This window comes from Bradyrhizobium japonicum USDA 6, from assembly GCF_000284375.1.
In the GTDB taxonomy this organism is placed as follows: Bacteria; Pseudomonadota; Alphaproteobacteria; order Rhizobiales; family Xanthobacteraceae; genus Bradyrhizobium; species Bradyrhizobium japonicum.
Map to the genome: position 1 here is coordinate 7223834 of NC_017249.1, position 26000 is coordinate 7249833.

General features: G+C 64.0%; 24 protein-coding genes and 2 pseudogenes. 16 read left to right on the forward strand and 10 right to left on the reverse strand.

The features are described 5' to 3' along the window. Positions 1-87: 87 nt before the first annotated feature. From BJ6T_RS49455 to BJ6T_RS33825, 3 genes and pseudogenes are all read right to left on the reverse strand, one after another. Positions 88-651 (reverse strand): annotated as a pseudogene (locus tag BJ6T_RS49455) (TRAP transporter small permease); the annotation flags it as partial. A gap of 68 nt (positions 652-719) precedes the next feature. Continuing rightward, complete coding sequence (locus BJ6T_RS33820; RefSeq protein WP_014497080.1) at positions 720-1721, reverse strand: DctP family TRAP transporter solute-binding subunit; 1002 nt, start codon at positions 1719-1721, stop codon at positions 720-722. Positions 1722-1933: 212 nt separating this feature from the next. Further along, entirely contained in the window at positions 1934-2704 is a 771-nt protein-coding gene (locus BJ6T_RS33825; protein WP_014497081.1) for a methyltransferase domain-containing protein, read from the reverse strand. A gap of 145 nt (positions 2705-2849) precedes the next feature. Here BJ6T_RS33825 and BJ6T_RS33830 point away from each other — a divergent pair, with 145 nt between their 5' ends. Further along, complete coding sequence (locus BJ6T_RS33830) at positions 2850-3593, forward strand: SDR family NAD(P)-dependent oxidoreductase (protein WP_028169767.1); 744 nt, start codon at positions 2850-2852, stop codon at positions 3591-3593. Positions 3594-3751: 158 nt separating this feature from the next. On the opposite strand, the gene BJ6T_RS33835 is transcribed toward BJ6T_RS33830, so the two are convergent. Next, on the reverse strand, positions 3752-4687 hold the full coding sequence (locus tag BJ6T_RS33835; protein ID WP_028169768.1) for a LysR family transcriptional regulator: 936 nt from the start codon (positions 4685-4687) through the stop codon (positions 3752-3754). Between the two features lie 98 nt (positions 4688-4785). Between BJ6T_RS33835 and BJ6T_RS44050 the strand changes: the two genes are divergently transcribed. Further along, on the forward strand, positions 4786-5112 hold the full coding sequence (locus BJ6T_RS44050) for a hypothetical protein (RefSeq protein ID WP_014497084.1): 327 nt from the start codon (positions 4786-4788) through the stop codon (positions 5110-5112). A 123-nt stretch (positions 5113-5235) separates the two neighbouring features. Here the strand turns inward: BJ6T_RS44050 and BJ6T_RS49725 are convergent, their stop codons facing one another. The 3 genes from BJ6T_RS49725 to BJ6T_RS47595 all read right to left on the reverse strand — a co-directional run bounded on the left by BJ6T_RS49725 (position 5236) and on the right by BJ6T_RS47595 (position 8889). Further along, positions 5236-5589, reverse strand: coding sequence for a UBP-type zinc finger domain-containing protein (locus BJ6T_RS49725; RefSeq protein WP_014497085.1), 354 nt, complete (start codon positions 5587-5589; stop codon positions 5236-5238). 295 nt (positions 5590-5884) lie between these two features. Further along, a complete protein-coding gene (locus BJ6T_RS33840) occupies positions 5885-6886 on the reverse strand; it encodes an NAD(P)/FAD-dependent oxidoreductase (protein WP_240538001.1) in 1002 nt (333 codons plus the stop codon). An 8-nt stretch (positions 6887-6894) separates the two neighbouring features. Continuing rightward, on the reverse strand, positions 6895-8889 hold the full coding sequence (locus BJ6T_RS47595; RefSeq protein ID WP_014497087.1) for a LodA/GoxA family CTQ-dependent oxidase: 1995 nt from the start codon (positions 8887-8889) through the stop codon (positions 6895-6897). Between the two features lie 205 nt (positions 8890-9094). On the opposite strand from BJ6T_RS47595, the gene BJ6T_RS33850 reads away from it, so the two are divergent. The 3 genes from BJ6T_RS33850 (at position 9095) to BJ6T_RS33860 (ending at position 11568) form a co-directional block, all read left to right on the forward strand. Beyond that, positions 9095-10189, forward strand: a complete 1095-nt coding sequence (locus tag BJ6T_RS33850) for a zinc metalloprotease (protein ID WP_430644624.1) — start codon at positions 9095-9097, stop codon at positions 10187-10189. Between the two features lie 107 nt (positions 10190-10296). Further along, on the forward strand, positions 10297-10935 hold the full coding sequence (locus tag BJ6T_RS33855) for a hypothetical protein (RefSeq protein WP_014497089.1): 639 nt from the start codon (positions 10297-10299) through the stop codon (positions 10933-10935). Positions 10936-11112: 177 nt separating this feature from the next. Beyond that, the gene (locus BJ6T_RS33860; RefSeq protein ID WP_014497090.1) at positions 11113-11568 is read left to right on the forward strand and encodes a hypothetical protein; all 456 of its coding nucleotides are present in this window, start codon (positions 11113-11115) and stop codon (positions 11566-11568) included. A gap of 101 nt (positions 11569-11669) precedes the next feature. On the opposite strand, the pseudogene BJ6T_RS44060 reads toward BJ6T_RS33860, so the two are convergent. Then, a pseudogene (locus BJ6T_RS44060) lies at positions 11670-11948 on the reverse strand (calcium:cation antiporter family protein); the annotation flags it as partial. Positions 11949-12218: 270 nt separating this feature from the next. Then, entirely contained in the window at positions 12219-13280 is a 1062-nt protein-coding gene (locus tag BJ6T_RS33870; protein WP_014497092.1) for an isocitrate/isopropylmalate dehydrogenase family protein, read from the reverse strand. A gap of 170 nt (positions 13281-13450) precedes the next feature. Between BJ6T_RS33870 and BJ6T_RS33875 the strand changes: the two genes are divergently transcribed. Next, positions 13451-14839, forward strand: coding sequence for an MFS transporter (locus BJ6T_RS33875; RefSeq protein ID WP_014497093.1), 1389 nt, complete (start codon positions 13451-13453; stop codon positions 14837-14839). A gap of 4 nt (positions 14840-14843) precedes the next feature. Here BJ6T_RS33875 and BJ6T_RS33880 read toward each other — a convergent pair whose 3' ends face one another. Next, positions 14844-16466 carry a B12-binding domain-containing radical SAM protein gene (locus tag BJ6T_RS33880; RefSeq protein ID WP_014497094.1) on the reverse strand — a complete coding sequence of 541 codons (1623 nt, stop codon included), beginning with the start codon at positions 16464-16466 and terminating at the stop codon, positions 14844-14846. 340 nt (positions 16467-16806) lie between these two features. Between BJ6T_RS33880 and BJ6T_RS33885 the strand changes: the two genes are divergently transcribed. From BJ6T_RS33885 to BJ6T_RS33930, 10 genes are read left to right on the forward strand one after another with little or no spacing between them, the layout of a single operon-like run. Continuing rightward, positions 16807-17256 (forward strand): (2Fe-2S)-binding protein, encoded by a 450-nt coding sequence (locus tag BJ6T_RS33885; protein ID WP_014497095.1) that lies wholly within the window; start codon positions 16807-16809, stop codon positions 17254-17256. 11 nt (positions 17257-17267) lie between these two features. After that, complete coding sequence (locus BJ6T_RS33890; protein WP_014497096.1) at positions 17268-19454, forward strand: xanthine dehydrogenase family protein molybdopterin-binding subunit; 2187 nt, start codon at positions 17268-17270, stop codon at positions 19452-19454. 46 nt (positions 19455-19500) lie between these two features. After that, on the forward strand, positions 19501-20784 hold the full coding sequence (locus BJ6T_RS33895) for an NAD(P)/FAD-dependent oxidoreductase (protein WP_014497097.1): 1284 nt from the start codon (positions 19501-19503) through the stop codon (positions 20782-20784). Then, positions 20777-21229, forward strand: coding sequence for a sulfur oxidation c-type cytochrome SoxX (gene soxX, locus BJ6T_RS33900; RefSeq protein WP_014497098.1), 453 nt, complete (start codon positions 20777-20779; stop codon positions 21227-21229). The genes BJ6T_RS33895 and soxX overlap by 8 nt, the downstream gene beginning before the upstream one ends. Positions 21230-21233: 4 nt before the next feature. Further along, entirely contained in the window at positions 21234-21701 is a 468-nt protein-coding gene (locus BJ6T_RS33905) for a SoxY-related AACIE arm protein (protein ID WP_014497099.1), read from the forward strand. Next, entirely contained in the window at positions 21701-22018 is a 318-nt protein-coding gene (gene soxZ, locus BJ6T_RS33910; protein ID WP_014497100.1) for a thiosulfate oxidation carrier complex protein SoxZ, read from the forward strand. The genes BJ6T_RS33905 and soxZ overlap by 1 nt, the downstream gene beginning before the upstream one ends. Further along, positions 22015-22794 (forward strand): sulfur oxidation c-type cytochrome SoxA, encoded by a 780-nt coding sequence (gene soxA / locus BJ6T_RS33915; RefSeq protein WP_028169770.1) that lies wholly within the window; start codon positions 22015-22017, stop codon positions 22792-22794. Before soxZ ends, soxA begins: the two co-directional genes overlap by 4 nt. A gap of 58 nt (positions 22795-22852) precedes the next feature. Then, complete coding sequence (locus BJ6T_RS33920) at positions 22853-24202, forward strand: ABC transporter substrate-binding protein (protein WP_043900283.1); 1350 nt, start codon at positions 22853-22855, stop codon at positions 24200-24202. Continuing rightward, a complete protein-coding gene (locus BJ6T_RS33925) occupies positions 24199-25137 on the forward strand; it encodes a carbohydrate ABC transporter permease (protein WP_028169771.1) in 939 nt (312 codons plus the stop codon). The genes BJ6T_RS33920 and BJ6T_RS33925 overlap by 4 nt, the downstream gene beginning before the upstream one ends. Continuing rightward, positions 25134-25958, forward strand: coding sequence for a carbohydrate ABC transporter permease (locus BJ6T_RS33930; protein WP_014497104.1), 825 nt, complete (start codon positions 25134-25136; stop codon positions 25956-25958). The genes BJ6T_RS33925 and BJ6T_RS33930 overlap by 4 nt, the downstream gene beginning before the upstream one ends. Positions 25959-26000 lie beyond the last annotated feature (42 nt).

Genomic DNA, 26000 nt, shown 5'->3' on the forward strand with positions numbered 1-26000 from the left:
CGCCGGATGAACCGGGTCGGGCTCGACCCCCTCGACGCCGGCCATGTCGTGATGCGGCAGCTCGCCGGTGCGGTAGAACGACCATGCGACCTGGAGGAAGCGGAAGCACATCAGGCCGGAGCCGAGCGGGATGGTCAGGTACACCATCCACATCGGCGCTTCGAGGTCGTTGGACTGCTGTCCGGTGTGCCACATCTGGTTGACGAAGGCGCCGCCGAAATAGGCAACGATCGCCGTGAACAGCGCACCGCAGAGCAGGCCGAACGTAATGACGCGCCGGCGCGAGCCGCCCGGCAGCACATTCACCAATACGTCGACGCCGACATGGATGCCGGTGCGCACGCCGTAGGCCGCGCCGAACTTCGCCATCCAGATGAACATGTATATGCAGAGCTCTTGCGCCCAGGACAGGTCCAGCGCGGCGAGCCAGACGAATGCGGCGCGCGACGGAACCGAGATGAAGCTCAGGTTGCGAGCCTCCGCCCATTTGGCGATGTCGATCGAGAGTCCGGCCCCGTAGCGGTGCAGCACGGCGACGAAGATGAGCGACGTTGCGGCCGCGATCATCGTCGCAATCAGCCACTCCTCGAGATGATCGAGAAAACGATTCAGCACTCGCAGCAACTTGGTCCCCCAGCATCGGCTCGTCATTCAAGAGCGAAACGGCCGGGAGTGGGATCACCCCGACCGTTCATGGTTGTTCTTATTGAACTCGCGCGTCAGTTCATCTTGACGTCGAGTTCCTTGGCGACGAGATCGAGCACCTCCTGCCCGACCCGGCCCTTTGCCCATTTGTAAGTCGGCTGCATCGCTTCCTGCCACGCCTTGCGATCGGCGTCAGTCAGATAATGCAGCTTGGTCTTGCCCGTCTTCTTGATCTCGGCGAGCGCATCCTCGTTCTCCTGGTGCGCGATCTGGTTGGTGTACTCGGTTGCATCCACCATCGCCTTCTCGAGCTGGGTGCGGATGTCCGGCGGCAGTCCGGACCAGAATTTCGAGTTGACGATCACGGCATATTGCAGATGCGCGTGATAGGACACGGTGATGTCCTTCTGCACCTCGTAGAACTTCTGCGTCAGGTAGTTGGACGCGGTGTTCTCGCAGCCGTCCACCACGCCGGTCTGCAGCGCCTGGTAGACTTCCGAGAACGCCATGATCTGCGGGATCGAGCCGAGGATGCGGAAATACTGGTCGGCGATCTTCGACCCGGAGATGCGGAACTTCAGGCCCTGGAAATCCGCCGGCTTCATCAGCGGGCGATTGGCCGAGAGCATGTGGAAGCCGTTGTCCCAATAGGCGAGCCCGGTGATGCCCTTGGTCTCGAGCTTCTGGAACAGCCATTTGCCGACCGTGCCCTTCATCGCATTGGAATAGGTGATGTCGTCCTTGAACAGCCAGGGCAGATCGAGCGCCTCGAACTCCTTGATGCCGAGCGGCGCGAACTTCGCGGTCGAGGGTGCCAGCATCTGCACCGAGCCGAGTTGGAGCGCCTCGATCTCCTCCTTGTCCTTGTAGAGCGTGGAGTTCGGATAGACCTCGATCTTGACCTTGCCGTCGGTGTACTTCTCGGCAAGCTCCTTGAACTTCAGCGCGCCTTTGCCCTTCGGGGTGTCGTTGGCGACGACGTGGCTGAACTTGATGACGATCGGACTCTGGGCCTGTGCCACGGCTGGGGCCACGAGAATAGCTGCGGCGGCGACCGCAAGAAGCAGCTTGCGCATGAAGTAACCTCCCAACAACCTCTAAAACCGGGTTCTTTTTGTTTTGCAGCCCGGTTTGCAGCCCAGTAGTGGCAGCAATCCACCACCCGAACAACTAGACCTAAGCCCAATTTGCCACAGGCAAGCTAGCTTGACGGCTGTTGTCCGCGCAACCCGGGACCCGCTCCCAGTCCCGGGTTGCGTACGGTTCATGTCGCATTGCGGCAGTGCGATCAGCCCTTGCGCTGGGCGACCATGAACAGACGCCGGAACGGAAACAGCGTCTGCCCCGCGGCATTCTTCGGATAGGCCTTCGCCACCCGCTCGCCATAGGCGGCCTCGAACGCGGCCTTCTCGTCGCCCTGCAGGATGTCGAGATAGCGCGTCAGCCAGGTCCCCTTGGTCCATTCCTTCACGGGATTGTCGCCTTCGAGCACCTGCAGATATTCGGTCTCCCAGATGTCCACGTTCTGGGACAGCGGCGCGAGCAAATCATGATAGAACGCCGGCCCTTCGACCGGCGGCGGGGTCACGAGATGCTCGACCTTTGACCGCCACGGGCCGTTCAGCGCCGTCTCGCCGATCAGCACATGCGATGGCGCGAGGAAGTTGCGCGGCATCTGCACCGCAAGCATGCCGCCGGGCGTCACCGTCGCCATGACTGACGGAAACAGCGCCGCATGATCGGGCAGCCAGTGCAGTGCCGCATTGGAATAGATCAAATCGTATTGCCTGGCGGGGCGCCAATGGCCGAGATCCTCGTGCGACCATTCCACATCCGGCGCCGCCTTGCGGCCCGCAGCCACCATCTCGGCCGAGCCCTCGACACCGGTCACGGTTGCGTCCGGCCAGCGCTCCTTGATCAGTTTTGTCACGTTGCCGGCCCCTGCCCCGAGATCGGCGATCGCGCGCGGGGCGAAATCCGGAATCCGCATCAACAGGTCGACGGCGGGCCGAAGCCGATGGCCGGAGAATTTCAGGTATTGCTGCGGATCCCAGACCATTGCTCAACGCCTTTTCTTTTTCGTGTTTCCTTCGTCGAGGCTCTTGGTTACCACTGCTTGTCCCGCTCAGGCAATTCGCGAAGCCGGCGGGACGGGCAGGAAACGAACGACAAGACGCAAAAAGCAAACAAGAGAGCGTGTGACCATGGACCTCGGGCTCAAATCGAAAACCGCAGTCGTGACAGGCGCGAGCATCGGCATCGGCCGCGCCATCGCCAAGGGCCTGGCTGCCGAAGGCGTCCGCGTCGTCGGCGTGGCGCGGCGCACTGATCTGCTTGCCGAGCTGGTGAAGGAAGTCGGCTCCGACCTGATCACGCCGTTCAAGCAGGACGTGATGGCCAAGGACGCCGCGGAGAACATCGCGGCCTTTGCGCAAAAGGAGCTCGGCCATGTCGACATCCTCATCAACAATGCCGGCGGCAGCCGGCCGCTGCCGGTCGATGCGCCCGACAGCAAATGGGACGAGGCGATCGCGCTGAATTTCACCAGCTACCGCCGCATCGCGCATGCGCTGCTGCCGCAGATGATCGAACGCAAATGGGGCCGCATCGTCAACATCACCGGCAAGTCCGAGCCGGAAGGCCTCAACGCCGCGTTCGCCGCCAAGGCCGCCGTACACGCCTGGGCCAAGGGGCTGTCGCGCGAGATCGGCGAGCACGGCATCACCATCAACTGCATCCCGCCCGGCCGCATCATGAGCGAACAGATCCGCCGCAACTACCCGCCGGATTATCGCGAGCGCTTTGCGGAGGAAGAAATCCCGGTCGGCTATTGGGGCGAGCCGGAGGACCTCGCGGCGCTCGCGGTGTTTCTGGCCTCGCCGGTGGCGCGCTACATCACGGGCACGGTGATCCCGGTGGATGGGGGACTGCGGAGGTATCAGTTTTAGGGCGAGCGCTCCCAAATCCGATCAGTCCGCGAAAGCATGCCACGTCCGCTCCGATTTCGGGAGCGGACAGCGTCAACTGACTCTAACCAGTCGGCTGAGGGCCGATATGCGACATGTGCCCCGTGGAGCCGGCACTGCTCCCGGGTGGCCGCGCCAGCTCAAAGCTCGGAGACCAATTCCACCAAGGTTCGACGCAGCCACACATGAGATGGATCGTGATCGTAGGAAGCGTGCCAGAGCAGTGAAACAGCTACGTCCTGCAAATCCACCGGAGGCTGGCTCAGGCTAAGCTTGAGTTCTGTGGCGAACAACCGAGCCAGCCGCGCGTGCATTGTTACCACGACAGGTGCGCGTGCCACCAAGGAAGGGACAGTGAGGAAGCGAGGCGTGGTCAGAACAACCGTCCGCCGCAGTCCTAGTTTCTCAAGAGCGTCGTCTACTACGCCGCGCACACTGCGGCCCGGCCGCAGGCTCGTGAGTACATGAGGTAACCGCACGTAATCTTCGAGCGAGATTTGGGCGTCCGTGATGCCCGTTATCTCCGCGTTGAACATGCACAGATAGCTCTCGTTGAACAGCAGACGACGCTTGTGGTGGATCTGGCCCTGAGGAAAGACGTCATAGCCAACAGCGAGGTCCAGTTCGTCGGCATCGAGATCATCCAGAAGTCTCGACGAGTCGATGTTGTAGAGCCGCAGATGGACGCCAGGCGCAACCTCGCGCAGGCGTGCGAGGAGAGCGGGAAGAACAAGGATTTCCATGCTGTCCGGGAGTCCGAACCTGAAGGTCCGCTCTGCGGTCGCTGGATCGAATGCTTCGTCGCGTGAGACAATCGTTTGGATTTGAGACAGCGTAGTCCGCACCGGCTCTACCAGCATCGCTGCACGAGGAGTGAGGCGCAGGCCATCGGGCCCTCGCGTCAGAAGCTCGTCGCCGAACAGCTCACGCAGGCGGGCGAGGTTGTGGCTCATCGCCGACTGACCAATGCCTACGCGGCTTGCAGCCCGCGTAACGCTATGCTCACGAAGCAAGGCATCGAGGTGAACCAGTAGATTTAGGTCGACATGGCCTAGATTGACGGCATCGATACCCATCATCGATCCAACCTGTTTGATCAATGATCATAGGCCGACCATCTTACGTGGCAAGGGAACGGAGGGCGTAGCCCACCGCCCAGCCAAAGGAGATGAGTATGTCAATTCGCAGCAGCCTTTTAGCCGCCACATTAGCCTTAGCCACTCTTGGAACCGCTCATGCAGATGGTCTTCGGCCAATTCAGGCAAAAAGCATCGACCTCGGCGAGGTTTCCGGCGTCGCCTACTACACCGTCGAGCGCGATGGGTTCCATGTCGTGACGACCCTTGCTCAGGGCGAGACGGGAACGCCAATCCGCGTAGTCTCTGTTCTTGCACCGGGCCAAAGCGTTGTTCTCTCAACGTCCCAGCAGCCACGTGCGCTTGAAATCAGCCGGGCAGGCAACGAAGTGCTGGTCCGCAAGACGGCGGCGGTCACGAACTAAGGTTCGAGCCTAGCGGGTGTGGTAATTTTCGGCGCCCGCGCCAACCTCGGAAAGCTCACCTTTGCTCCTCTGAGGAGCACGCTCGAAAGGTCGGCCACGAGCCAATAGCTCAAGAGCTACCGCCTATTCATTGAGCCGCGCTTGCCAGTCCGAAGGCACCGCTTCGGCCGGTCCGGGCACCGGTTGATCCAACGGATGCGAGTGAGGGCCTTGAAGCTTCGGGCCGGCGAAACTCTCTCCGGTGCGATAGTCGTAAAACCATCGTTCGCCCGGCTCGAAGCTCGTGATGATCGGGTGACCTGTCGCCGCATTGTGTTTCGATGCGTGCTGCTTTGGTGAAGTATCGCAGCAGCCGATGTGACCGCATTCGACACATCGGCGAAGATGCAGCCACCACCCGCCCGCAGCCGAGCATTCCACGCAACCCGTTCCGGTTGGCTTGGCTGCGAGGTTGATGCCGTCCCTCTCAGACTTCATAGGTCAACTCACTGGAAATGCTCGCGGTCACCACGGATGCATTCGCGCCGCGATCTCCGCCATGTGCACATTTTGCCAGTGTTTTGCCGGACGGGTCAACATCGCGACGGCAGGGAGCCTCTCGCGAAACAATTGGGGACGCGTTCACGCAAAGTTGCGGCTGCGATGCGCAGCCGTGACAAGAGGCATCGTTCCGCGACGAAAAATCGGCACATCGTGCCCGTGGATGGAGGGTTGCAGAGGTGTCAGTTTCAGGGGCGGGAAGCGGAGCCCGATCGGCCCGCGAAATCATGCTTCATTGCGCGATCGTTTTTGCCGGGTCGGCCCGTGACTGCGGCGCCGGAGGCATGGCGCCATAGACGCTGCTACGGCCTGCTTCGCAGTGAAGGAACGTTGTGGCGACCGCGTCGGAATACAATCGCGCCGAGGTCGGGCTCAGCCGATCGGCCGACAACAGTGCCCCCGTCGCGACCAAAGCGGACGACAATGCGTTGAACAGCCCCTGAGAGGCAATCGGATCGAACGCCATCGCCGCATCGCCCACTGCAATCCAACCTTCGCCCGCGGCCTCCGAGAGGAGGCAAGCAGACGCGTCCACGCTGAGCAGTGCATCTCCAGCCGGTGTTCCGGATCTGCGAATGCGCCAAGTCTGCACACGCCCTTGCGGTCCACGGATGCGGTAAGACCAGGTCGGTCCATCGCTACTGTAGTCGAGCCATGATGCGGGGCCGGCCGGCGCGCCATCAGCCGCATCCTCGACCAGTTCGGCGACCATGCGATCCCGGGCGGCCACGCGCGCGCCCCGGCGCCGCGCAATCGCGGCGGCGCGCCCCGTTGCATCGACAACGATCTCCGCAAGGACGACCTTCGCCCCAGCGCTATCGCTCGCACGACAGATAACGCCGCGGTCCGGCCTGACGCCGATTGCGCGCAGTCCGCAAAACGTAACCCCGACAGCGATAGCCTCGTCGCGAAGGCGCTCGTCGAAACGGGCGCGATCGACCACATACCCGACGCGGCCGGGATGACGCAGAAAGTCCTCGTAGTCCGACGCGCCCGAACCGTGTGTTCGCCGAATCCCGAGACAGGCTCGGGCGATCGTCGGATCGTCGAGCAGATGTTCAAGTCCTACCGCCGCGACAGTGACGAGCGAGGCCGGAGCCAGGAGTTCAAGCCGCGTCGTCGGCGTGACGCCGGAATCTGCGACAATAATCGTGCGGCCTCTAAGGGCCAGCAGGCGTGCGGCGGTCAAGCCGGCAGGCCCGGCGCCGACCACGAGACAGTCGGTGCGCAGCACGTCCAAGGTCAGATCTCGCCCGGGCGATAGGTCCGTTTCGGCGGGGGAGCCGTCTTGCGGGCGCCACGCCGCAGCGCCAGGCCCGCTGTCGTCTGCGGCAGGAAAAGGCTCTCCATGTCCTCGACCGCGTGGTACTTCGGATCGGCCGCGACATCGATCGGCCCGTTGCTGTCGCTGCGTCCCTGCTCGACGCGCAGATCCTGCACCGGCAGAGATGCAGGCGCGTTCTTCACCGGCAACACCATGCCGAGCTCGGACCATTCCGCAATCATGTTCGACAGGCGGTCATAGTAATCGCTGCCGCGGATGTCGCGCAACCAGTCGACCCGGTTCATCAGGTGCTTGAACGTCTGCTGTTGCGTCGCCTGGCCGAGAGGCGCGATGGCGGCCGCACGCAGATAGTTTCCGTCTGCCAGAACCTGATCCGGGGCACGCGGTCCCCAGAACGTCGGCATCGACAGGAACGTCGACGGGAAGTAGTCGGCCGCCGAATTGCACGAGGTATGATCGGTCTGCCAGGGCACGCCGAGGAAACGGGTGAGGCAGCCTGCGGCAACACCGTCGTGTGGGCCGTTCGCGCCGGTGCAGACCGCCGGCGTGAGAGTACCCCCGAAGTCCTGCCGCGCCGGTTGCTCGCCGGGCAGGATTTTCAGGCGATACAGCGACGTCCACATCAGGGGAATCCGCATCACCCATGTCATCTCCATCGCGGGATGGAATGGGCCGCCGAGACAATCGTGCAAGGATGCGCGCTCGAGATGCACAACCTGGACCTCGGGAGGCAGGGCAGAGAAGTCGTGCGGCTGCGCCGGTTGGTGCGACGGCCCGTCGGCATCGAATGTTCCAGCAGCCCAGCGCTTGAGGTGCGCGTATTGAGTCTTGGTCACGGCAAGCAGCGAGTTCGGTGGCATCGGCGGATTGCCGAAGAACTCGTCGACTGCGTCGCCGAAGACCTGCGGGATCTGATCTGCGATCAGTGCGCCGCCCGCGCCCGGATCGCGAAACAACGCCAGCACGGCCGTGCGCCACGCCGCATTCGCGGCAGACGCGTCGTTGAGCTTGGCGAGGACTTGCGCATTCTGCGCGTCGAGCGGCGAGCCAAAACCATGAACGACGAAGAGCCCGTGGTTGACCCATTGTAGTCCGGTCAGGCGCTGAAAGATCGGTTGCACATCGTTGACGAACGAGGTCTTGGCCGGTCGTGGAATCCAGCCCTTGTCGTAGAACACCTCCCGCACCACGTCGTCCATCGTTACGAGACCGAACAGCCCCGGCGCGTAATTCGGCGGCGTAACGCAGACGTAGCCGGGCTCCGCATCGATCGGTGCATGCCCCGCAAATGTCACTTGCGCCCGCACCGGCCCGTCGCTGACGTCATCGTGCCAACCTGGATTGTTGGCGAAAGTCAGGGGCCGGGTCCCTTTGCGGAATGGCCGCGAAACTCCATTGCCGCCGAGGAAGATCAGCCGCCCCTCCTCGTCGGTACGAAGCTCGCCGAGATAGACCGGCGAAGCCCAGAACGCGCCATCGTCCAGCTTGATCGGGCCAGCCCCCTGCCCCGCAATGCTTCGCGGGGTTGGCGTGATGTCGAGCTTCCACCTGGCGTCCGGCAAAACCAGCTCGCGATTTCGCTGTAACGCGCTCTGGCTCAGCGGGCCGAGATCCATTGCCTGGTTGAACTCGTACCAGCCGGCCTTGAGGTTTGCGATGCAGACGCGCCACTCGATCTTCGCGGATGCAGCGGTCACCTCCTGCACGCTGCCGTCCTTCATGTGGGCGTAGATGCGGAAGCGCGCGGCTTGCCGCTTGATCTCGCCGTTCGCGGTGCGGAAGTCGTCGACGAAGTGAGCCGGCTGCTCCGGCGTCGTGCCGGGCAAGCTCGGCGCACCGCCGATCGTCTCGGGGCCGATGACGTAGTCGTCGGCGCCTTGCGCGTTGCCGACACGGGCGACGCCGATGGGCGGATAGACTTTCAGCGCTGCAATTGCGTTCGGATCGATCATCGTCTGACCTCGGTATCAAAAGGGATTGTCCGAAAACGGAGGCGGCCGCGCTGCGTCCAAATGACCGATCCGCAGGGTTGGCTTGATTCAATTATAGCGGGTAGTATATTGTCAATGTAGACTTAAAGTCCACGCAACAAAGCGAAGCTCGTGTTGCGTCATCAAAGTCGGAACCACACAAAGCCGGAACAACACCATGTGCATGATGTGCGTGCATCGCGGCTCGGGCGTTCCCAGACTCAAACCCCGCAAACGCCGCCCGCTCGGCCTTGCTCAGCCGCAGACCGGCGTGCAGGTGCGTGGCGTCGAGATCGTCCAGTGCGTTCAGGACGTGACGAATTCGGTGCCGCTGGTCGCCGATAAGGCGACGCTCGTTCGCCTCTATCTTGAACCGACATCGGTGTCGCAGCCCGGTCAGATCACCGCGGAGATTGCGTGGAGCCGGAGCGGCGGAGGCGACACGTTCCTCCCGGCCCTCAACTCGCTTCGGGTGGACCCGGGCTCGCCCTTCAGTCTCCGCGAACAGCGGGAAGACATCGACAAGAGCCTGAACTTCCGCCTGCCGGCCGCGGCCATCGGCGCGGGCACACTCAGCTTGCGCATCAGCCGCATCTTTCAGCCCGGAGGCGGCGACCTTCCGGCGGCGGCGTTCAATATCGCGCCCGTAACATTCACGGCGGCGCCGCCGCTCCGCATCCGGGTGATCGGTCTTCGATACAGGGCCGGCCCGACGACCGTCACCCCCGCTGCGGTCCACTTTTCGTATCTCAGGTCGTTTCTCAACCGCGCCTATCCTGTCGCCGCGCTCGAATGGTCCCACATGGTGGTGGACGCGGATTTTGCCGCGCCGTTCAACGACTCGACGGTCGATCTCGCCAATGCCCAGATCGCCGCGCTGCGAAGCCGCGAGGTGAGCAGCGGCGTCGACCCGCGCACGCACTATTACGGTCTCGTCGACGATAACGCGTCCAACAACTTCATGCGAGGAAAGGCGTTCGCCATTCCGGGCACGGCCCAGCCGGACACCGTTGCTTCCGGCCCCGCGGGCGTGCCGAACGGTTTTGCCGGCGATCGCGACGCGTCATATGCCGACTGGTACGGCGCTCACGAACTCGGACATACGTTCGGCCGCTTTCATCCGGGATTTCCCCCGACGCGCAGGACGCGAGCGATCCGACATTCCCTTATGAGAACGGCTGTATCAGCAAGCCGGACAACAAATATGTCGGTGTCGACACCGGGGATCACGAACTCGGCTTGCCGGCCGCTGCGTTGCCGGGGCTCACATATCACGACGTGATGACCTATGCAGACAACCAGTGGCTATCGGCGTACACTTACCAGGCGATCATGACCCGGCTTTTGGAAGAGGACGCCCTCGGTCCGCCGGTCGCCTAGGAGGATCCGATGAAGACCGAAATCAAGACCGGATCATTCGTTCACGTCGTCGCCACCATCAACAAGACCGCTGGTGACGGCAAGATCATGTATGTGAACCCGTCGGTCTCCACCATCGCGTCGGACGCCGCCACCGACAAGGACGTGGAGCTTGTGGCCTACGACGACAAAGGCAAGGAAGTTTATCGGGAGCCTGTCGTCATTCGCCGGTCGTCTGCCGAGCCCGACCGGCCGAACGAGGTTGGTCTGATTCAGGCGGACCTCCCGCGCGTGAGCGGCATGAAATCGGTAAGCCTCCAGCTCAAGGGGCAGGAGATCAGCCGGTACGAGGCCGGGGTGGCACCTCCCGGGCCGGCCGCAGGCGCCACCTTCGGACTTGAGCTCGCCGGGGCTGCGGCAGCCAGCCGGCGACCATTGAAGATCGACCAGCTCGGCGGATTGCAGCCCGTCGCCGGCGTAACCTACTCGGTCCAGGTCAAGCCGGACAACAGGTCGACGTGGGATACGATCGCAGTGAGTCGTCCCACCCCCGAGGTGGACGTCGATCGCAATCAGTTCGCCGGCGCCAAACGTGCCGCGGTACGCGTGTTGCGGACGACCGGATTCGACGAAGAAATCATCGCGGAAGATACGGTCGACTTGAAGTAGTCGGTTCGCAAGGAGCCTGCGCGTGCTTACCGACGGCATGCACATTGATCCCATCGAGGTCCAGGCCGGATACGCCGTCGACGCTTGATCTAGATCAAACCCGCTGCGGCAATGCCATCCCGGAATGGGTACGGCCGCGCAGAAAGCGCCGCCCGTAAGCCAAGGAGATGATCGATCATGACATCCTCGAATTCCCTGCGTACCTTCGTTCTCGCTGGAGCCGGCGCCCTGCTATCAGGCACAATCGCTCAGGCAGGGCCGATCCCGACGCATCTTTCGACGATGAAATCGATGGTCGATCAGACCACGACCGAGGTGCGCTGGGTTGGCGGCTGGCGCGGCGGCTATGGCTATCGCGGTGTCGGCTGGGGTTATCGCGGAGGCTGGGGTTATCGAGGCTACGGCTATCGCGGCTACGGTTATCGCGGCCTCGGTTACGGTGTGGTCGCCGGCGCCGTCGTCGGCGGCGCGATTGCGCGGAGCGCCTATTACGGCAGTTATGGCGGTTACTATCCCGCCTACGGCTACGGTTACGCGCCCGCATCGTATTACGGTTATGGCGGCGGCTATGGCTACGATTACGGCTACGGCGGCGACTTTTGCGCGCCTTCGGGCAGCTACTGGGCTTATTAGCGAAAGCGTATTCGCCGGTTCGGAGGATGGCTTGCCGCGGCCCGCCATTCTCCGATGAGCCAATTCCCCTTGGCGAGGGGCGCAGCACCTCGTCCCTCGCCCGCCGGCGGGACCAAGGTCAGCGCGAACTCCACGTAGATGAAGTTCATCAGGGCGCCGACGAACCATGCCGAGCGTCCACTGGTCGTGATGAAGGTCGCCGTGACAGTAGCGATCATCACCATGGTGACGGCGCCAGGCCAGAACTGAAGGTTCATTGGCGTCGGACCCACGACATGGCTGAGCAGCACCAGCGCGGGTGCAACGAACAGCGCGATCTGGGAGGCGCTGCCGAGCGCAATGCTGACCACCATGTCGAGGCGGTCCTTGCGCGCGGCGGTGGGCCGGGTGAGGCGCGCGCCGCTGGATGGCATGAGGCGGACATCGCGCATGATGAGAAGGCGCTCTCGTACCCGACCACTGGCACGATAGTCACGATAGCATCATGCCAGTGTTTTGCCCGACGGGTCAACGTGATCACTGTCACGAAGGTCGTCGCGGCGCGCTCCGAAAATCCCTTATCGATCAAGGAGCCTTCTACTGTGCATGGGGTTGTTTTTCGAGTTTTGTGTTGCCCCCCAAAAAAAATCGCAGCCATCCGCAACGATGGCTCACTCCGCCTGCAAGACCTCCGCAATCGCAGCACCTGCCGCGATCGTGCCGAGCTTGCCGCCGACGTCGCGCGTCGCCCTGCCCTCGCGAAGCGCCTTCGCCACCGCGGCTTCGATCGCACGCGCCGCTTCCTCGTAGCGGACGGCGCCACTCTTCTCGCCATGCCAGGCCAGCAGCAACGCGGTCGACAGGATCAGCGAGATCGGATTGGCGACGTCCTGTCCGGCGATATCAGGCGCCGAGCCGTGCGCGGCCTGCGCCATCGCGTAGCGGTCACCGACATTGAGCGAGCCCCCGAGGCCGAGGCTGCCGGAGAGCTCGGCCGTGAGATCGGACAGGATGTCGCCGAACATGTTGGTGGCGACGATGACGTCGAAGCGATCGGGGTTGCGCACGACATGCGCCATCATGGCGTCGACCAGGATGGCGTCGACCTCGAGGCCGGGATAGCCCTTCGCCGCCGCGCGGCAGATGTCGAGGAACATGCCGTCGCCGAGTTTCAGCACATTGGCCTTGTGCACGATGGTCAGATGCTTCCGCCGCTTCATCGCCAGACGGCAGGCGGCGTGCGCGATACGCTCGCAGCAGAGGCGCGTGATCCGGCGCAGTGAGATCACGACGTCAGGCGTGACCAGCATCTCGCCATTGCCCTGCTCCATGTTGCGGTCGGCGTAGAACCCTTCGGTGTTCTCGCGCACGACGACGAGGTCGAACTCGCCGAGCCGGCCGGGCCGCCCCGCATAGGTGCGCGCCGGCCGGACATTGGCGTAGAGGTCGAGGCTCTTGCGAAAGTACCTGGACGGGTTGATCTCGCCATGCGCCTCGTCCTTGAAGTCGAAGGTCGCGGTCGGCCCCAGGATCAGGCCGTCGGCGGCGCGAACGATGTCGAGCAGCTCGGGGCGCACCGTCGTGCCGAACTGTTTCAGGCTCGCATGCCCGACCGCGTGCTCCTCGAGCCGCAGGTCAAGCTGGAAGCGCTCGGAGGCCGCGCGCAGCACACCCGATGTCGCGGTCGTGATCTCCGGTCCGATGCCGTCACCGGGCAGAACGACGATTTGCATGATGATCCCCCAAGATTGCGCAAGTGGCGCGATCATACGCTAGCCGCCGGCCGCATCGCCTGACCTTCGCGCATACACAGCATGCAAGCATATGCCTGTGGAAGCGGCCTTCGGCGTAGTACATGCCGAAAGTCCCCTTTCACCTCGCCGCCGGAGCAACGCGCCAGGCAATGACAATCACGTTACCTGCCGCCGCGCGCGAGCCCGATCATCCCATTGCCGACGGCCTTCCGGCAACGCAGCGGCGCTGGGCGATCGCCGCCATCTTCACCGCGTTGGCGATGGCCTCCCTCGACACCGCGATCGCCAATATCGCGCTGCCAGCCATTGCCGCCGACCTGCGTGTCACGCCGGAGCAATCGGTCTGGGTGGTCAATGTCTACCAGATCGCGCTGGTGGCCACTTTGCTGCCGCTCGGTGCGCTCGGCGAGATCGTCGGGCACCAGCGCATCTATCTCGGCGGCCTGATCCTGTTCACTATCGCCTCGCTGTTCTGCGCGGTGGCGTGGTCGCTGGACAGCCTGCTGGTCGCGCGCACGCTGCAGGGCTTGGGCGCCAGCGGCATCATGAGCGTCAACACGGCGCTGGTGCGGTTCGTCTATCCCGGGCGGATGCTCGGCCGCGGTTTTGGCCACAACGCACTCGTGGTCGCAACCGCCTTCACCTTCGGTCCATCGATCGCCTCTGCCATCCTCGCATTCGGCCCGTGGCCGTGGCTGTTCGCGGTCAACATCCCGTTTGGTCTCGTCGCGATCGGCATCGGCTATGCGATGCTGCCGAAGACGCCGCGGGCCGATCACGGCTTTGATTTTCTCGGCGCGGTCCTGGCGTCCGCCTGCCTCGGCCTGTTCATCACGGGCATCGGCAGCGCCGCGCACAATCTGTCGCCTGTCGTCGTGGGTATCGAGCTGATCGCGGCCCTCGCACTCGGCTTCATCCTGACGCGCCGACATGCCGACCATCCCGCGCCGATGCTGCCGATCGACCTGTTCAGCCGGCCGATGTTCGCGCTGTCGGCGGCGACCGCGGTGTGCTCGTTCGCCGTGCAGGGCCTCGCCTTCGTCTCGCTGCCGTTCTATTTCGAGGACGTGCTCGGCCGTTCGCAGGTCGAGACCGGCTTCTTCATGACGCCCTGGCCGCTGGTGGTCGGCATCATGGCGCCGATCGCGGGGCGCCTCTCCGACCGGCACGCGGTCGGCCTGCTCGGCGGCATCGGGCTCGTGCTGCTCGGCCTCGGCATGGCATTGCTCGCGATGCTCCCGTCCAATCCTGCCATCCCCGACATCATCTGGCGGATGGTGATCTGCGGCATGGGGTTCGGCTTCTTCCAGGCGCCGAACATGAAGGCGGTGATGTCGAGCGCACCGCCGCACCGCAGCGGGAGCGCCTCCGGCATCGTCGCCACCGCGCGGCTGACGGGGCAAACGACGGGAGCCGCACTCGCGGCGCTCTGCTTTGCGCTTGCCGGCCACGATGGCGCGACGGTCGCGCTGGCGCTCGGCGCCGGCTTTGCCGCGCTCGGCAGCGTCATGAGCTTCCTGCGGCTGGCAGTGAAGTAAGCCTTCAGGCCAGGTGCCGGGCTCCGGTGGTGTCGAGCGTCGCAGCGGTCGGGATGACCGTCTCGTCATCGAGCGCAGCGAGGCGCCCGTCGATGGCTTCGATGACCTTGCGCGAGAACGGCCCGAGATGCGCATAGGCGGCAATCATCTGTACGGCAATGCGCGCCGACGAGGTGTCGCGCTTGGCGCAGTTCATGAAGGTCTGCCACAGCGGCCCGCGCGCTTCGGGAAGGGCGGTGACAACGCGGTGCACCGTCTCCATCGCCCCGACCCGCGAGCGGATGTCGCCCTCGGCGAGCTCGGGGCGCTGCCTGGATCGGTCGAGCAGCGTCATCAGGCGGTCGACGCGTCCAGCGTAGGCGGCGGGGCTGTAGATGTGCTCCAGCACCCGCTTGTAGTCCGTCAGGATGTCGCGCAACGGGCGGAGCGTATCGAAGTTGATGCCGTCCGTGCACTGATCGGCGCCGATGGTCGGCGCCAGATCGTGGCCCGGATGCAGCCGGCCTTCACGCTCGAGTCGGCGCGTGAGCTGAGTGTTCGGCAAGGCATAGAGCAGGCCGACCATGGCGACGGGAATCGCGGCCTCCTCGATGAAATCGATCATCGCCTCCGCCATCGAGACCTTCTCGCTGTCGAAGCCGACGATGAAGCCCGCGGTGACGAGCATGCCGGCGGCATAGATCTTGTGGATGCTCTCGGCGATGTTACGCCGCGTGTTCTGCTTCTTCCGCATCGCGACCAGCGTTGCAGGATCCGGACTTTCGATGCCGACGAAGATGCCGAAGAAATTGGCCGCGCCCATCAGCTCCAATAGCTCGGGATCGTCGGCCAGGTTGACCGAGGCCTCGGTAGACAATTCGAAGGGATAGCCGTGCGCGCGCTGCCATTCGGCGAGCTGGGGCAGAAACTGCCGCAGCGACTTCTTGTTGCCGATGAAATTGTCGTCGACGAAGTCGAGATGGCCGCGGTAGCCCATCCGGTAGAGCGTCTCGAGCTCGACGAACATCTGCTCGACCGTCTTGGTGCGCGGCACACGGCCGTAGAGCTCGATGATGTCGCAGAACTCGCAGGTGAACGGACAGCCGCGCGAATATTGCACACCGAGATAGAGATAGTCCTCGAACTTGAGCAGGTCGAAGCGTGGCACCGGCGTCTTTGTCACGTCGGCCTGGAATTTCGGCGCAGTGAAGACGCCGGAGCGGGCCCCGCTTTCCCAGGCCGCGATGAACTCGTCGATGACGCCCTCGGCCTCGCCGAGCACCCGGAAGTCGGCCCGTTCGTAGACATGGGGGCTCGACGTCGGATCGGGGCCGCCGACGACCACCGGCTTGCCGGCGGCGTTGCAGAGTTCGATCAGGCGCAGCGTATCGGCCTGCTGCGGCAGCATGCCGCCGGTGAACACGACATCGGCCCAGGCGAAATCCTCGTCACCAAGGGGCTGGGTGTTGCAGTCGATCAGCCGGACCGTCCACTCCTTCGGCAACATCGCGGCCACCGTGATCAGGCCGAGGGGAGCTGCCGGGCGCCGGACGCCCATCAATTTACAGGACTCGCCGAAGCTCCAAAACGACTCCGCGAGGAAGAGCGGATAGAGCATCAGCACGTTGCAGGGGGTCGCCACGTTCATGGAACTCCTTTTGAATCGGGTGCACTGTAGCAAAGCGTTTCCGTCTTGCACCCCGGCAAAAGGGACAAACTGTCGCTGCAACGCAGCGCCGATCGGCCCTGGAACCGGCATTCACGTCGTCTCAAACTGCGCACTGGCGCCGACGGAGGTGTCGCTAAGCCGCCTGGTCCTGAGCAGCTGCCGGCGGCTGCATGTAACACCATCCTGCCCACGATCATCCCCCGGCCGGGAAAATCTTCGTTGGCCACCCCTCGGACTATTGATTTGAACAGTTCCAATTTGCCAGACACATTGTTCCCTGAGTCTAATCGGTGGATTGGGCCAATAAGGGGACTTTGCGATGGCAAACCTAACAATCAACGGAAAAACCTTCACGCTCGACGTGGAGCCCGATACGCCGCTGCTCTGGGCGATCCGCGAGAATGCCGGCCTGACCGGCACCAAATATGGCTGCGGCATTGCGCAATGCGGCGCCTGCACCGTTCACATGGACGGCGTTGCCACCCGTTCCTGCGGGATTTCGGTCAGCGAGGCCGAAGGCAAGAAGATCACCACGATCGAGGGGCTCGCGTCCGGCGACACGCTGCACAAGGTGCAGGCAGCCTGGATCGCCAAGGACGTTCCGCAATGTGGCTATTGCCAGAGCGGCATGATCATGGCGGTGGCCGCGCTCCTTGCCGAAAAGCCGAAGCCGACCGATGCCGACATCGACGAGGCCATCACCAATATCTGCCGCTGCGGCACCTTCCAGCAGGTGCGCGAAGCGATCCACACGATCGCCAGCGCCTGAGGAGCCGCCCCATGAACAAGCATGTTTCTCCCAAGATGAACCGTCGCGCCTTCGTCATCGGCACCGCCGCTGTCGGCGCCGGCCTCGCCATCGGGCTCGATCTCCCCTTTGGCGGTCCCGCCGTGGTCCGCGCGGCCGACGGCTCGCCGGAAGTCAACGCCTGGGTAGTGGTCAGGCCCGATGACACCGTCGTGATCCGCATCGCCCGCTCCGAGATGGGCCAGGGCTCGCTCACCGGCCTCGCCCAGCTGGTCGCCGAGGAACTCGAATGCGACTGGTCGAAGATCACGACCGAATATCCGACCCCCGGCCAGAGCGTCGCCCGCAAGCGCGTCTGGGGCGATTTCTCGACCGGCGGCAGCCGCGGCATCCGCTCGTCGCAGGACTATGTCCGCAAGGGCGGCGCCACCGCGCGCGTGATGCTGATCGAGGCCGCCGCGAACGAGTGGAAGGTGCCGGCCTCCGAATGCACCGTCGCCAACGGCGTCATCACCCACAAGGCGTCCGGCAAGACGACGACTTACGGCAAGGTCGCCGAAGCCGCCGCCAAGCTGACGCCGCCCGCCGACGTCAAGCTCAAGGATCCCAAGGACTGGACCATCGCAGGCAAGGGCCTGTTGCGGCTCGATACCGCCGACAAGACCACCGGCACGATGCTCTACGGCATCGACGTCAAGCTGCCGGGCATGCTGAACGCCGCGATCAAGGACTGCCCGGTGTTTGGCGGCAAGCTGAAGAGCTATGACGAAGCCAAGGTCACCGGCATGAAAGGCGTCAAGAAGGTCGTCAAGGTCGGCGACACGGCGGTTGCGGTCGTTGCCGACACCTGGTGGCACGCCAAGACCGCGCTGGAAGCGCTGCCGATCGTCTGGGACGAAGGCGAGAATGCCAAGGTCTCCAGCGCGTCGATCGCGAAGTGGCTGGCCGAAGGCCTCGACGACACGCAGCCGGCCTATGTCGGTAACAAGAACGGCGACGTCAAAGCCGCGATTGCCGGCGCAGCGAAGAAGGTCGAAGCCGTCTACAACTACCCCTACCAGAACCACGCCACGATGGAGCCGATGAACGCCACCGCGCTCTATACGGCGGACAAATGCGAAGTCTGGTGCGGCACTCAGAATGGCGAGGCGGCTTTCGCGGCCACGTTGGAAGCCTCGGGCCTGCCGGCGGAGAAGTGCGACGTGCACAAGGTGATGCCCGGCGGCGGCTTCGGCCGACGCGGCCAGACCGACTATGTCCGCCAGGCGGTCATGATCGCCAAGCAGATGCCGGGCACGCCGATCAAGCTGTTATGGTCGCGCGAAGAGGACATGGCGCACGGCAGGTATCACCCGATCACCCAGTGCAAGATGACCGGCGCGTTCGACGCCAACAACAATCTGATCGCTCTGCACTACCGCCTGTCCGGGCAGTCGATCCTGTTCTCGCTGCGCCCCGAAGCGCTGCAGAACGGCATGGATCCGGCCGCTTTCCAGGGTGTCGCCCAGTCCGGCGAAGCCGCGTTCGGCTATTCGGTGCCGAACCTCCTGATCGAGCATGCGATGCGCAACCCGCACGTTCCGCCCGGCTTCTGGCGCGGCGTGAACGTCAATCACAACGCGATCTACATGGAATGCTTCATGGACGAGCTGGCCCAGGCCGCAGGCCAGGACCCGCTCGAATTCCGCCGCAAGCTGATGGGCAATCATCCCAAGCATCTGGCGGTGCTCAATGCCGTGGCCGAGAAGATCGGCTGGGACAAGCCGGCGCCGCAGGGCGTCTATCGCGGCATCGCGCAGGTCATGGGCTATGGCAGCTATGTTGCCGGCGCCGCCGAGATCTCGGTGACCGACGGCAACAAGATCAAGGTGCATCGCATCGTCGCCTCCACTGATCCCGGCTACGTCGTCAATCCGGCGCAGGTGGAGCGGCAGATCGCCGGCTCCTTCGTCTATGGCCTCTCCGCGCTGTTCTACGGCGGCTGCACCGTCAAGGACGGCAAGATCGAGCAAACCAACTTCGACACCTACAACTCGATGCGCATCAACGAGATGCCGAAGGTGGAATCGGTGATGGTGCCGAGCGGCGGGTTCTGGGGCGGCGTCGGCGAGCCCACCATCGGCGTCGCGGCGCCGGCGGTGCTCAACGCCTATTTCGCGGCGACGGGCAAGCGCATCCGCTCGGTGCCGCTGCGCGACCAGAACATCACCTTCGCCTGAGAAACGCCGCGGCGGCTGCAACGGCCGCCGCGGCATTTTTGCCTGGATGATCCTGATGACCACGCGCCCGGTGACACGGCGGAATGCCGTGCTCGGCATCACCGCGGCCGCCGCAACGCTGGCGCGGCCATCGGTCCCGCGCGCGCAATCGGCAGCACGTATCGTCGTGGTCGGCGGCGGGTTCGGCGGCGCGGCCTGCGCCCGCGCGCTGAAACGCGCGCAGGAAAACCTGCAAATCATCCTGATCGAACCGAACGCGGTCTTCACCTCCTGCCCCTTCAGCAACGAGGTGATCGCGGGCCTGCGTGAGATCGACGCGCAGCAATTCGACTATGACAAGCTCGCCGCCGAGGGCATCACCGTGATCGGCGAGGCCGTCACCACAATCGAGCCGCAGCGGCGCAGCGTCGTGACGACCGACGGCGTCGCGTTGCCCTATGACCGTCTCGTGCTCTCGCCCGGCATCGACTTCCATTTCGAGGCCTTGCCCGGCTATGACGAAGCGGCATCCGAAAAAATGCCGCACGCCTGGAAGGCCGGGGCGCAGACGCTGCTGCTGCGCAGGCAACTGGAGGAGATGGCGGACGGCGGCACGGTCGCCATCGCCATCCCGGCCAATCCCTCGCGCTGCCCGCCTGCGCCCTACGAACGCGCCAGCCTGATCGCACATTACCTGAAGACGAAGAAGCCGCGCTCGAAGGTGCTGGTCCTCGATGCCAAGGACAATTTTTCGCAGCAGCGGCTGTTCGAGAAGGCGTGGAAGGAGCTCTATGGCGACATGATCGAGCGCATCGCGCTGTCGCAGGGCGGTCGCGTCACCTCGGTCGATCCTTCGACACGGACCATCATCACCGAGTTCGGCAACTACACGCCTGATGTCGCCAACGTCATCCCGCCGCAGCGCGCCGGCCGCATCGCCGAGATCGCGGGTGCGGCGGATGCGACCGGCTGGTGCCCGATCGATCCCGTGACCTTCGAGTCGAAGCTCGTCCCGAACATCCACGTCATCGGCGATGCCTGCCTCGGCGGCGGCATTCCCAAATCGGCGTCGGCCGCGAGCGCACAGGGCAAGGCCTGCGCCGCCGCCATCCTCAACCTGTTCGCAGGCCGCGCGCCGGAAGCGCCGCGGCTGACCGGCGTCTGCTACAACACCGCCGCGCCCGGCTACGGCTTCTCGCTCGCCGGCAACTATCAGCCCAGGGGCGACATCTTTGCCGAGGTCGAGGGCGGCGCGACCAGCCCGGTCGATGCACCGCGCGAGCTGCGCGCCCGCGAGGCGGCTGAAGCCGAGCGCTGGTTTCAAACCATCACGGCGGACACCTTTGGCTAGAGCATTCCTTCATATCGCAGCGCTGATCGCCGCCGGCCTTGCCTTGGCCAGCGGAGCAAGAGCCGACGAGCTCGTGCCCTACAAGATCATCGGTGACACCATCCCGGAGCCGCTCACGGGCTCGCCAGGCGATGCCGCGCGTGGACGCGCGCTGGTGGTGGCGCGCACCACGACCTGCATCCTCTGCCATTCCGGTCCGTTCCCGGAGGCGCGGTTCCAGGGTGACCTCGCACCCGATCTCACCGGCACCGGGGACTGGTTGTCGGCGGGCCAGTTGCGGCTGCGGCTGGTCGATGCATCGCGTTACAACCCGCAGACCATCATGCCGTCCTATTATCGCAACGACGGGCTGGTCCGGGTCGGACGCAATTTTGCCGGCAAGCCGATATTATCCGCCGCGGAGATCGAAGACATCGTGGCTTTTCTTGTAACGCTTCGGAACTAACTTCATGCCGACCACGCGACGACAATTCCTCAGTATTGCAGGCGGCGCGACGGTCGCCGGAACGATTCCGATCGTCACGCTGCGACCGCTGGAAGCGACGCCCGCGATGCTCAGCACCGCGATCCGCAACGTCGTCGGCGAAGCCCAGATTCGCGCCGGCAAGATCAAGCTCGACATTCCGCCGCTGGTCGAGAACGGCAACACCGTGCCGATGACAGTGAGCGTCGCAAGCCCGATGACCGCGACCGATTACGTCAAGAGCATCCACATCTTCAACGAGAAGAACCCGCAGCCGAACATCGGCAATTTCCATCTCAACCCCGCCTCGGGCCGCGCCCAGGTCTCGACCCGAATCCGGCTCGCCGACACCCAGAAGGTGGTGGCAATCGCACGCCTGTCCGATGACACGTTCTGGCAGGTCGCCGCCGACATCGTCGTGACGCTGGCCGCCTGTACCGAGGAGATGAACTGATGGCCGCGCTCATCAACGTTCCGGCAAAAGCCAAACGCGGTGATGTCATCGAGATCCGCACGCTGACCTCGCACATCATGGAAACGGGCTTCCGCCACACCGCGGACGGCGCGCTGGTGCCGCGCGACATCATCACGAGTTTTACGTGTCGCTACAATGGCACCGAAGTCTTCCGTGCCGACCTGTTTCCGGCGATCGCGGCCAACCCATATCTCTCCTTCTTCACGGTCGCGAAGGAGAGCGGCAAGTTCGAATTCGAATGGATCGGCGACAACGGCTATTCGTCGACCGCATCGGCCTCGATCACCGTCGAATGATCTTTTGGCGCGCGATAGCGGCGGCAACATTGTTGGCCGCGGCCCCTGCGCTGCTCGCCGGCGAAATTCCGCCGGACGCGCGCCGCTCCGGCTATTCGTTCATGGGGCCGGACACGCGGGCGATGCAGGATGACGACGCGTCCAATCCGGGCATGCTTTTCGTGCTCGACGGCGGGGCGCTCTGGGCGAAAAAGGCCGGCAGCGCCGACAAGGCCTGTGCGGACTGCCATGGCGATGCAACGACCAGCATGAAGGGCGTCGCGGCGCGCTATCCGGCCTTCGACAAGGCGCTGGCGCGCCCCGTCACCCTCGACCAGCGCATCAACCTCTGCCGCGCCAATCATCAGCAGGCGCCGGCGCTGCCCTACGAGAGCCGCGACCTCCTGGCGCTGTCCGCCTTCGTCGCCCACCAGTCCCGCGGCGTCGCGATCACGGCCGGCGATGATCCCCAGCTGAAGCCTTTCGTGGCGCAGGGCCGCGACCTCTTCATGCAGCGCGAGGGCCAGCTCAACCTCGCCTGCACCAATTGCCACGACGACAATTTCGACAAGCGTCTTGCGGGCTCGCCGATCACGCAAGGGCAGCCGACCGGCTATCCGCTCTACCGCCTGGAGTGGCAGACGCTGGGGTCAATCGAGCGCCGGTTGCGCAGTTGCATGACCGGCGTACGCGCCCAGGCCTATGATTACGGCGCGCCCGAGTTGGTCGCGCTTGAACTCTACCTGATGTCGCGGGCGCGCGGCCTGCCGATGGAGACGCCTGCCGTGCGTCCCTGATTCCGCAGATTAGGACTAGGCAGGCGTGGCACGGCCGTTAGTATCCCTCCCAAAGAAAATGAATCAGAGGGAGGGATTTGACGTGGCCAACCATAACATCTCGCGCCGCACGCTGTTGACGGGGACCGCCGCGGCCGGCGCGCTCAGCCTGACCGGACTACCGGCACGCGCCGAGGTCAACTGGAAGAAATACGCCGGGACCAAGCTGGAGGTGATCCTCGCCAAGGGTCCGCGCGGCGACAACCTGCAAAAAAACATCAAGGAGTTCACCGAGCTCACCGGCATCCAGGTGGAGTCCGAGCAGATCCCGGAGCAACAGCAGCGCCAGAAGGTGGTGATCGAGCTGACCTCGGGGCGGCCGAGCTTCGACGTCGTCCATCTTAGCTATCACGTCCAGAAGCGGCAGTTCGAGAAAGCCGGCTGGCTCGCCGACATGACGCCCTTCATGAAGGATCCGACGCTGACGGCGCCCGATCTCGTCGAGAGCGATTTCTCCGCCGCCGGCCTGCAATACTGCAAGAACGACAAGGGCCAGATGCTGTCCCTACCCTGGTCGGTCGATTATTTCATCCTCTATTATAACAAGGAGCTCTTCCAGAAGAAGGGCGTCGCTGTCCCGAAAACCTTCGACGAGATGATCGCGGCCGCCGAGAAGCTGACCGATACCAAGGAAGGGACCTACGGTTTCGTCGGACGGGGCTTGCGCAACGCCAACATGACGTTGTGGACGAACTTCTTCCTCAATTGCGGCGGCGAATTCCTCGACGCCAAAGGCAACATCCTGACCGACGGTCCGGAAGCAATCGAAGCGACAAAAATCTACCAGACGCTGCTGACGAAGGTTGCTCCGCCCGGAGTCGTCGGCTTCAACTGGATGGAGTCGATGGCTTCGTTCACGCAAGGACGTTCGGCAATGTGGATCGACGGCGTCGGCTGGGCGCCGCCGCTCGAGGACCCCGCCGCCTCGCGCGTCGTCGGCAAGGTCGGCTACACCGTCGTCCCCGCCGGACCGAAGGGACAATATTCGGCCACCTATGGTGACGGCATCGGCATTGCCGCGGCGAGCAAGAACAAGGAAGCCGCCTATCTGCTCTGCCAATGGGTGGTCTCGAAGAAGCAAGGCGCGCGGCTTTTGCAGGCCGGCGGCGGCGTGCCGTTCCGCAACTCGATCCTGAATGACGCCGAAGTCCAGAGTGGCGTGAAGATGCCCAAGGAATGGCTGCAATCGGTGATCGATTCCGCCAAGATCAGCAAGCTCGGCCTGCCCGTGATCATCCCGGTCGCCGAATTCCGCGATCTTGTCGGCGCCGCAGTTACCTCGACCATCACGGGTACCGACCCTGCCACAGAGCTGAAAAAGGCCCACGACCAGTTTCGGCCGATCCTGGAGCGCAGCGAAAAGGCGTGAGTGCGTTGACACAATCGACTCCGGCCGCGGCACAGTCTGATGCCGCGCCGGAGAAGGCGTTGCGGCCGCCATCCTACTGGCCGTTCGTGGTGCCGGCGCTGGTCGTCGTGCTCGCGATCATCATCTTCCCGTGGGTCTTCACCATCTGGATGAGCCTGAACGAGTGGAAGGTCGGCTCACCGACCACCTTCGTCGGGTTTTCCAACTATCTGCGGCTGACGAGCGATCCCCGCTTCATCGAGGCGGTGGGCCACACCATGGTCTACACTTTGCTGTCGGTGCTGCTGCCGCTGATCCTCGGCACCTTCGCGGCCGTCGTGTTTCACCAAAAATTCGCGGGCCGCGGTTTTTTGCGCGGTATCTTCATCATGCCGATGATGGCGACCCCTGTCGCGATCGCGCTGGTCTGGACCATGATGTTCCACCCGCAGCTCGGCGTGCTGAACTACCTCTTGTCGCTGGTCGGGATACCCGCACAGCTCTGGGTCTTCCACCCCGCAACCGTCATTCCCTCGCTGGTGCTGGTCGAGACCTGGCAATGGACGCCGCTGGTCATGCTGATCGTGCTCGGCGGCCTCGCCGCCATCCCGACCGAGCCTTATGAAAGCGCGCAGATCGACGGCGCCAGCTTCTGGCAGGTGTTCCGATTCATCACCCTGCCGCTGATCATGCCGTTCCTGTTCATCGCCGGCATGATCCGCATGATCGATGCCGTGAAGAGTTTCGACATCATCTTCGCGATCACGCAGGGAGGACCGGGCTCGGCGTCGGAGACGATCAACATCTATCTCTACAGCGTCGCCTTCACCTATTACGACCTCGGCTACGGCTCGGCGATCGCGGTGGTGTTCTTCCTCCTCATCGTCGCCCTCGCGGCCGTGATGCTCTATGCCCGCCGGCGCATGCTGTGGACCGAAATTGCGAGCGGCGCATGAACTTTCGTCAGATTATGGGCAGAATCGGTCTGTGGCTCTCGGTGTTCGTCATCGTGTCGCCGGCGATCCTGTTCTTCTTCTGGATGCTGTCGCTGTCGCTCAAGTTCGAGGTCGACAATGCCGCCTACCCGCCGGTGTTCATCCCCGATCGCATCGCCTGGAAGAACTATGCCGACGTGCTCGCTTCCAACCGCTTCCTGACCTATTTCGTCAACAGCCTGATCGTCACCGGCAGCGCGACCGTGCTGGCGCTGCTCGTCGGCGTTCCCGCCGGCTACGGCATCGCACGCATGGCCGCGCACAAATCCGCGATCGTGATCCTGATCGCGCGCATCACGCCCGGCCTGTCCTATTTGATCCCGCTGTTCCTGCTGTTCCAGTGGCTGGGATTGCTCGGCACGCTGGTGCCGCAGATCATCATCCATCTCGTGGTGACGGTGCCGATCGTGATCTGGATCATGATCGGCTATTTCGAGACGACACCGCTGGAATTGGAAGAAGCCGCCCTAATCGACGGCGCCACGCGATGGCAGGTCTTTCGCCACGTCGCCCTGCCGATCGCCAAGCCCGGTATCGCGGTCGCCTTCATCCTCGCGGTGATCTTCTCCTGGAACAACTTTGTGTTCGGCATCGTGCTGGCCGGACGCGAGACGCGCACCCTGCCCGTCGCCGTCTACAACATGATCTCGTTCGACCAGTTGAGCTGGGGGCCGCTGGCCGCGGCCGCGCTGATCGTCACTCTCCCGGTGCTGCTGCTCACAGTGTTCGCCCAGCGACAGATCGTTGCCGGGCTGACCGCGGGTGCCGTCAAGGGCGGGTAGCAAATGAAGCAGCCGGGCGACACGACATCGCCCGGCTGCGTT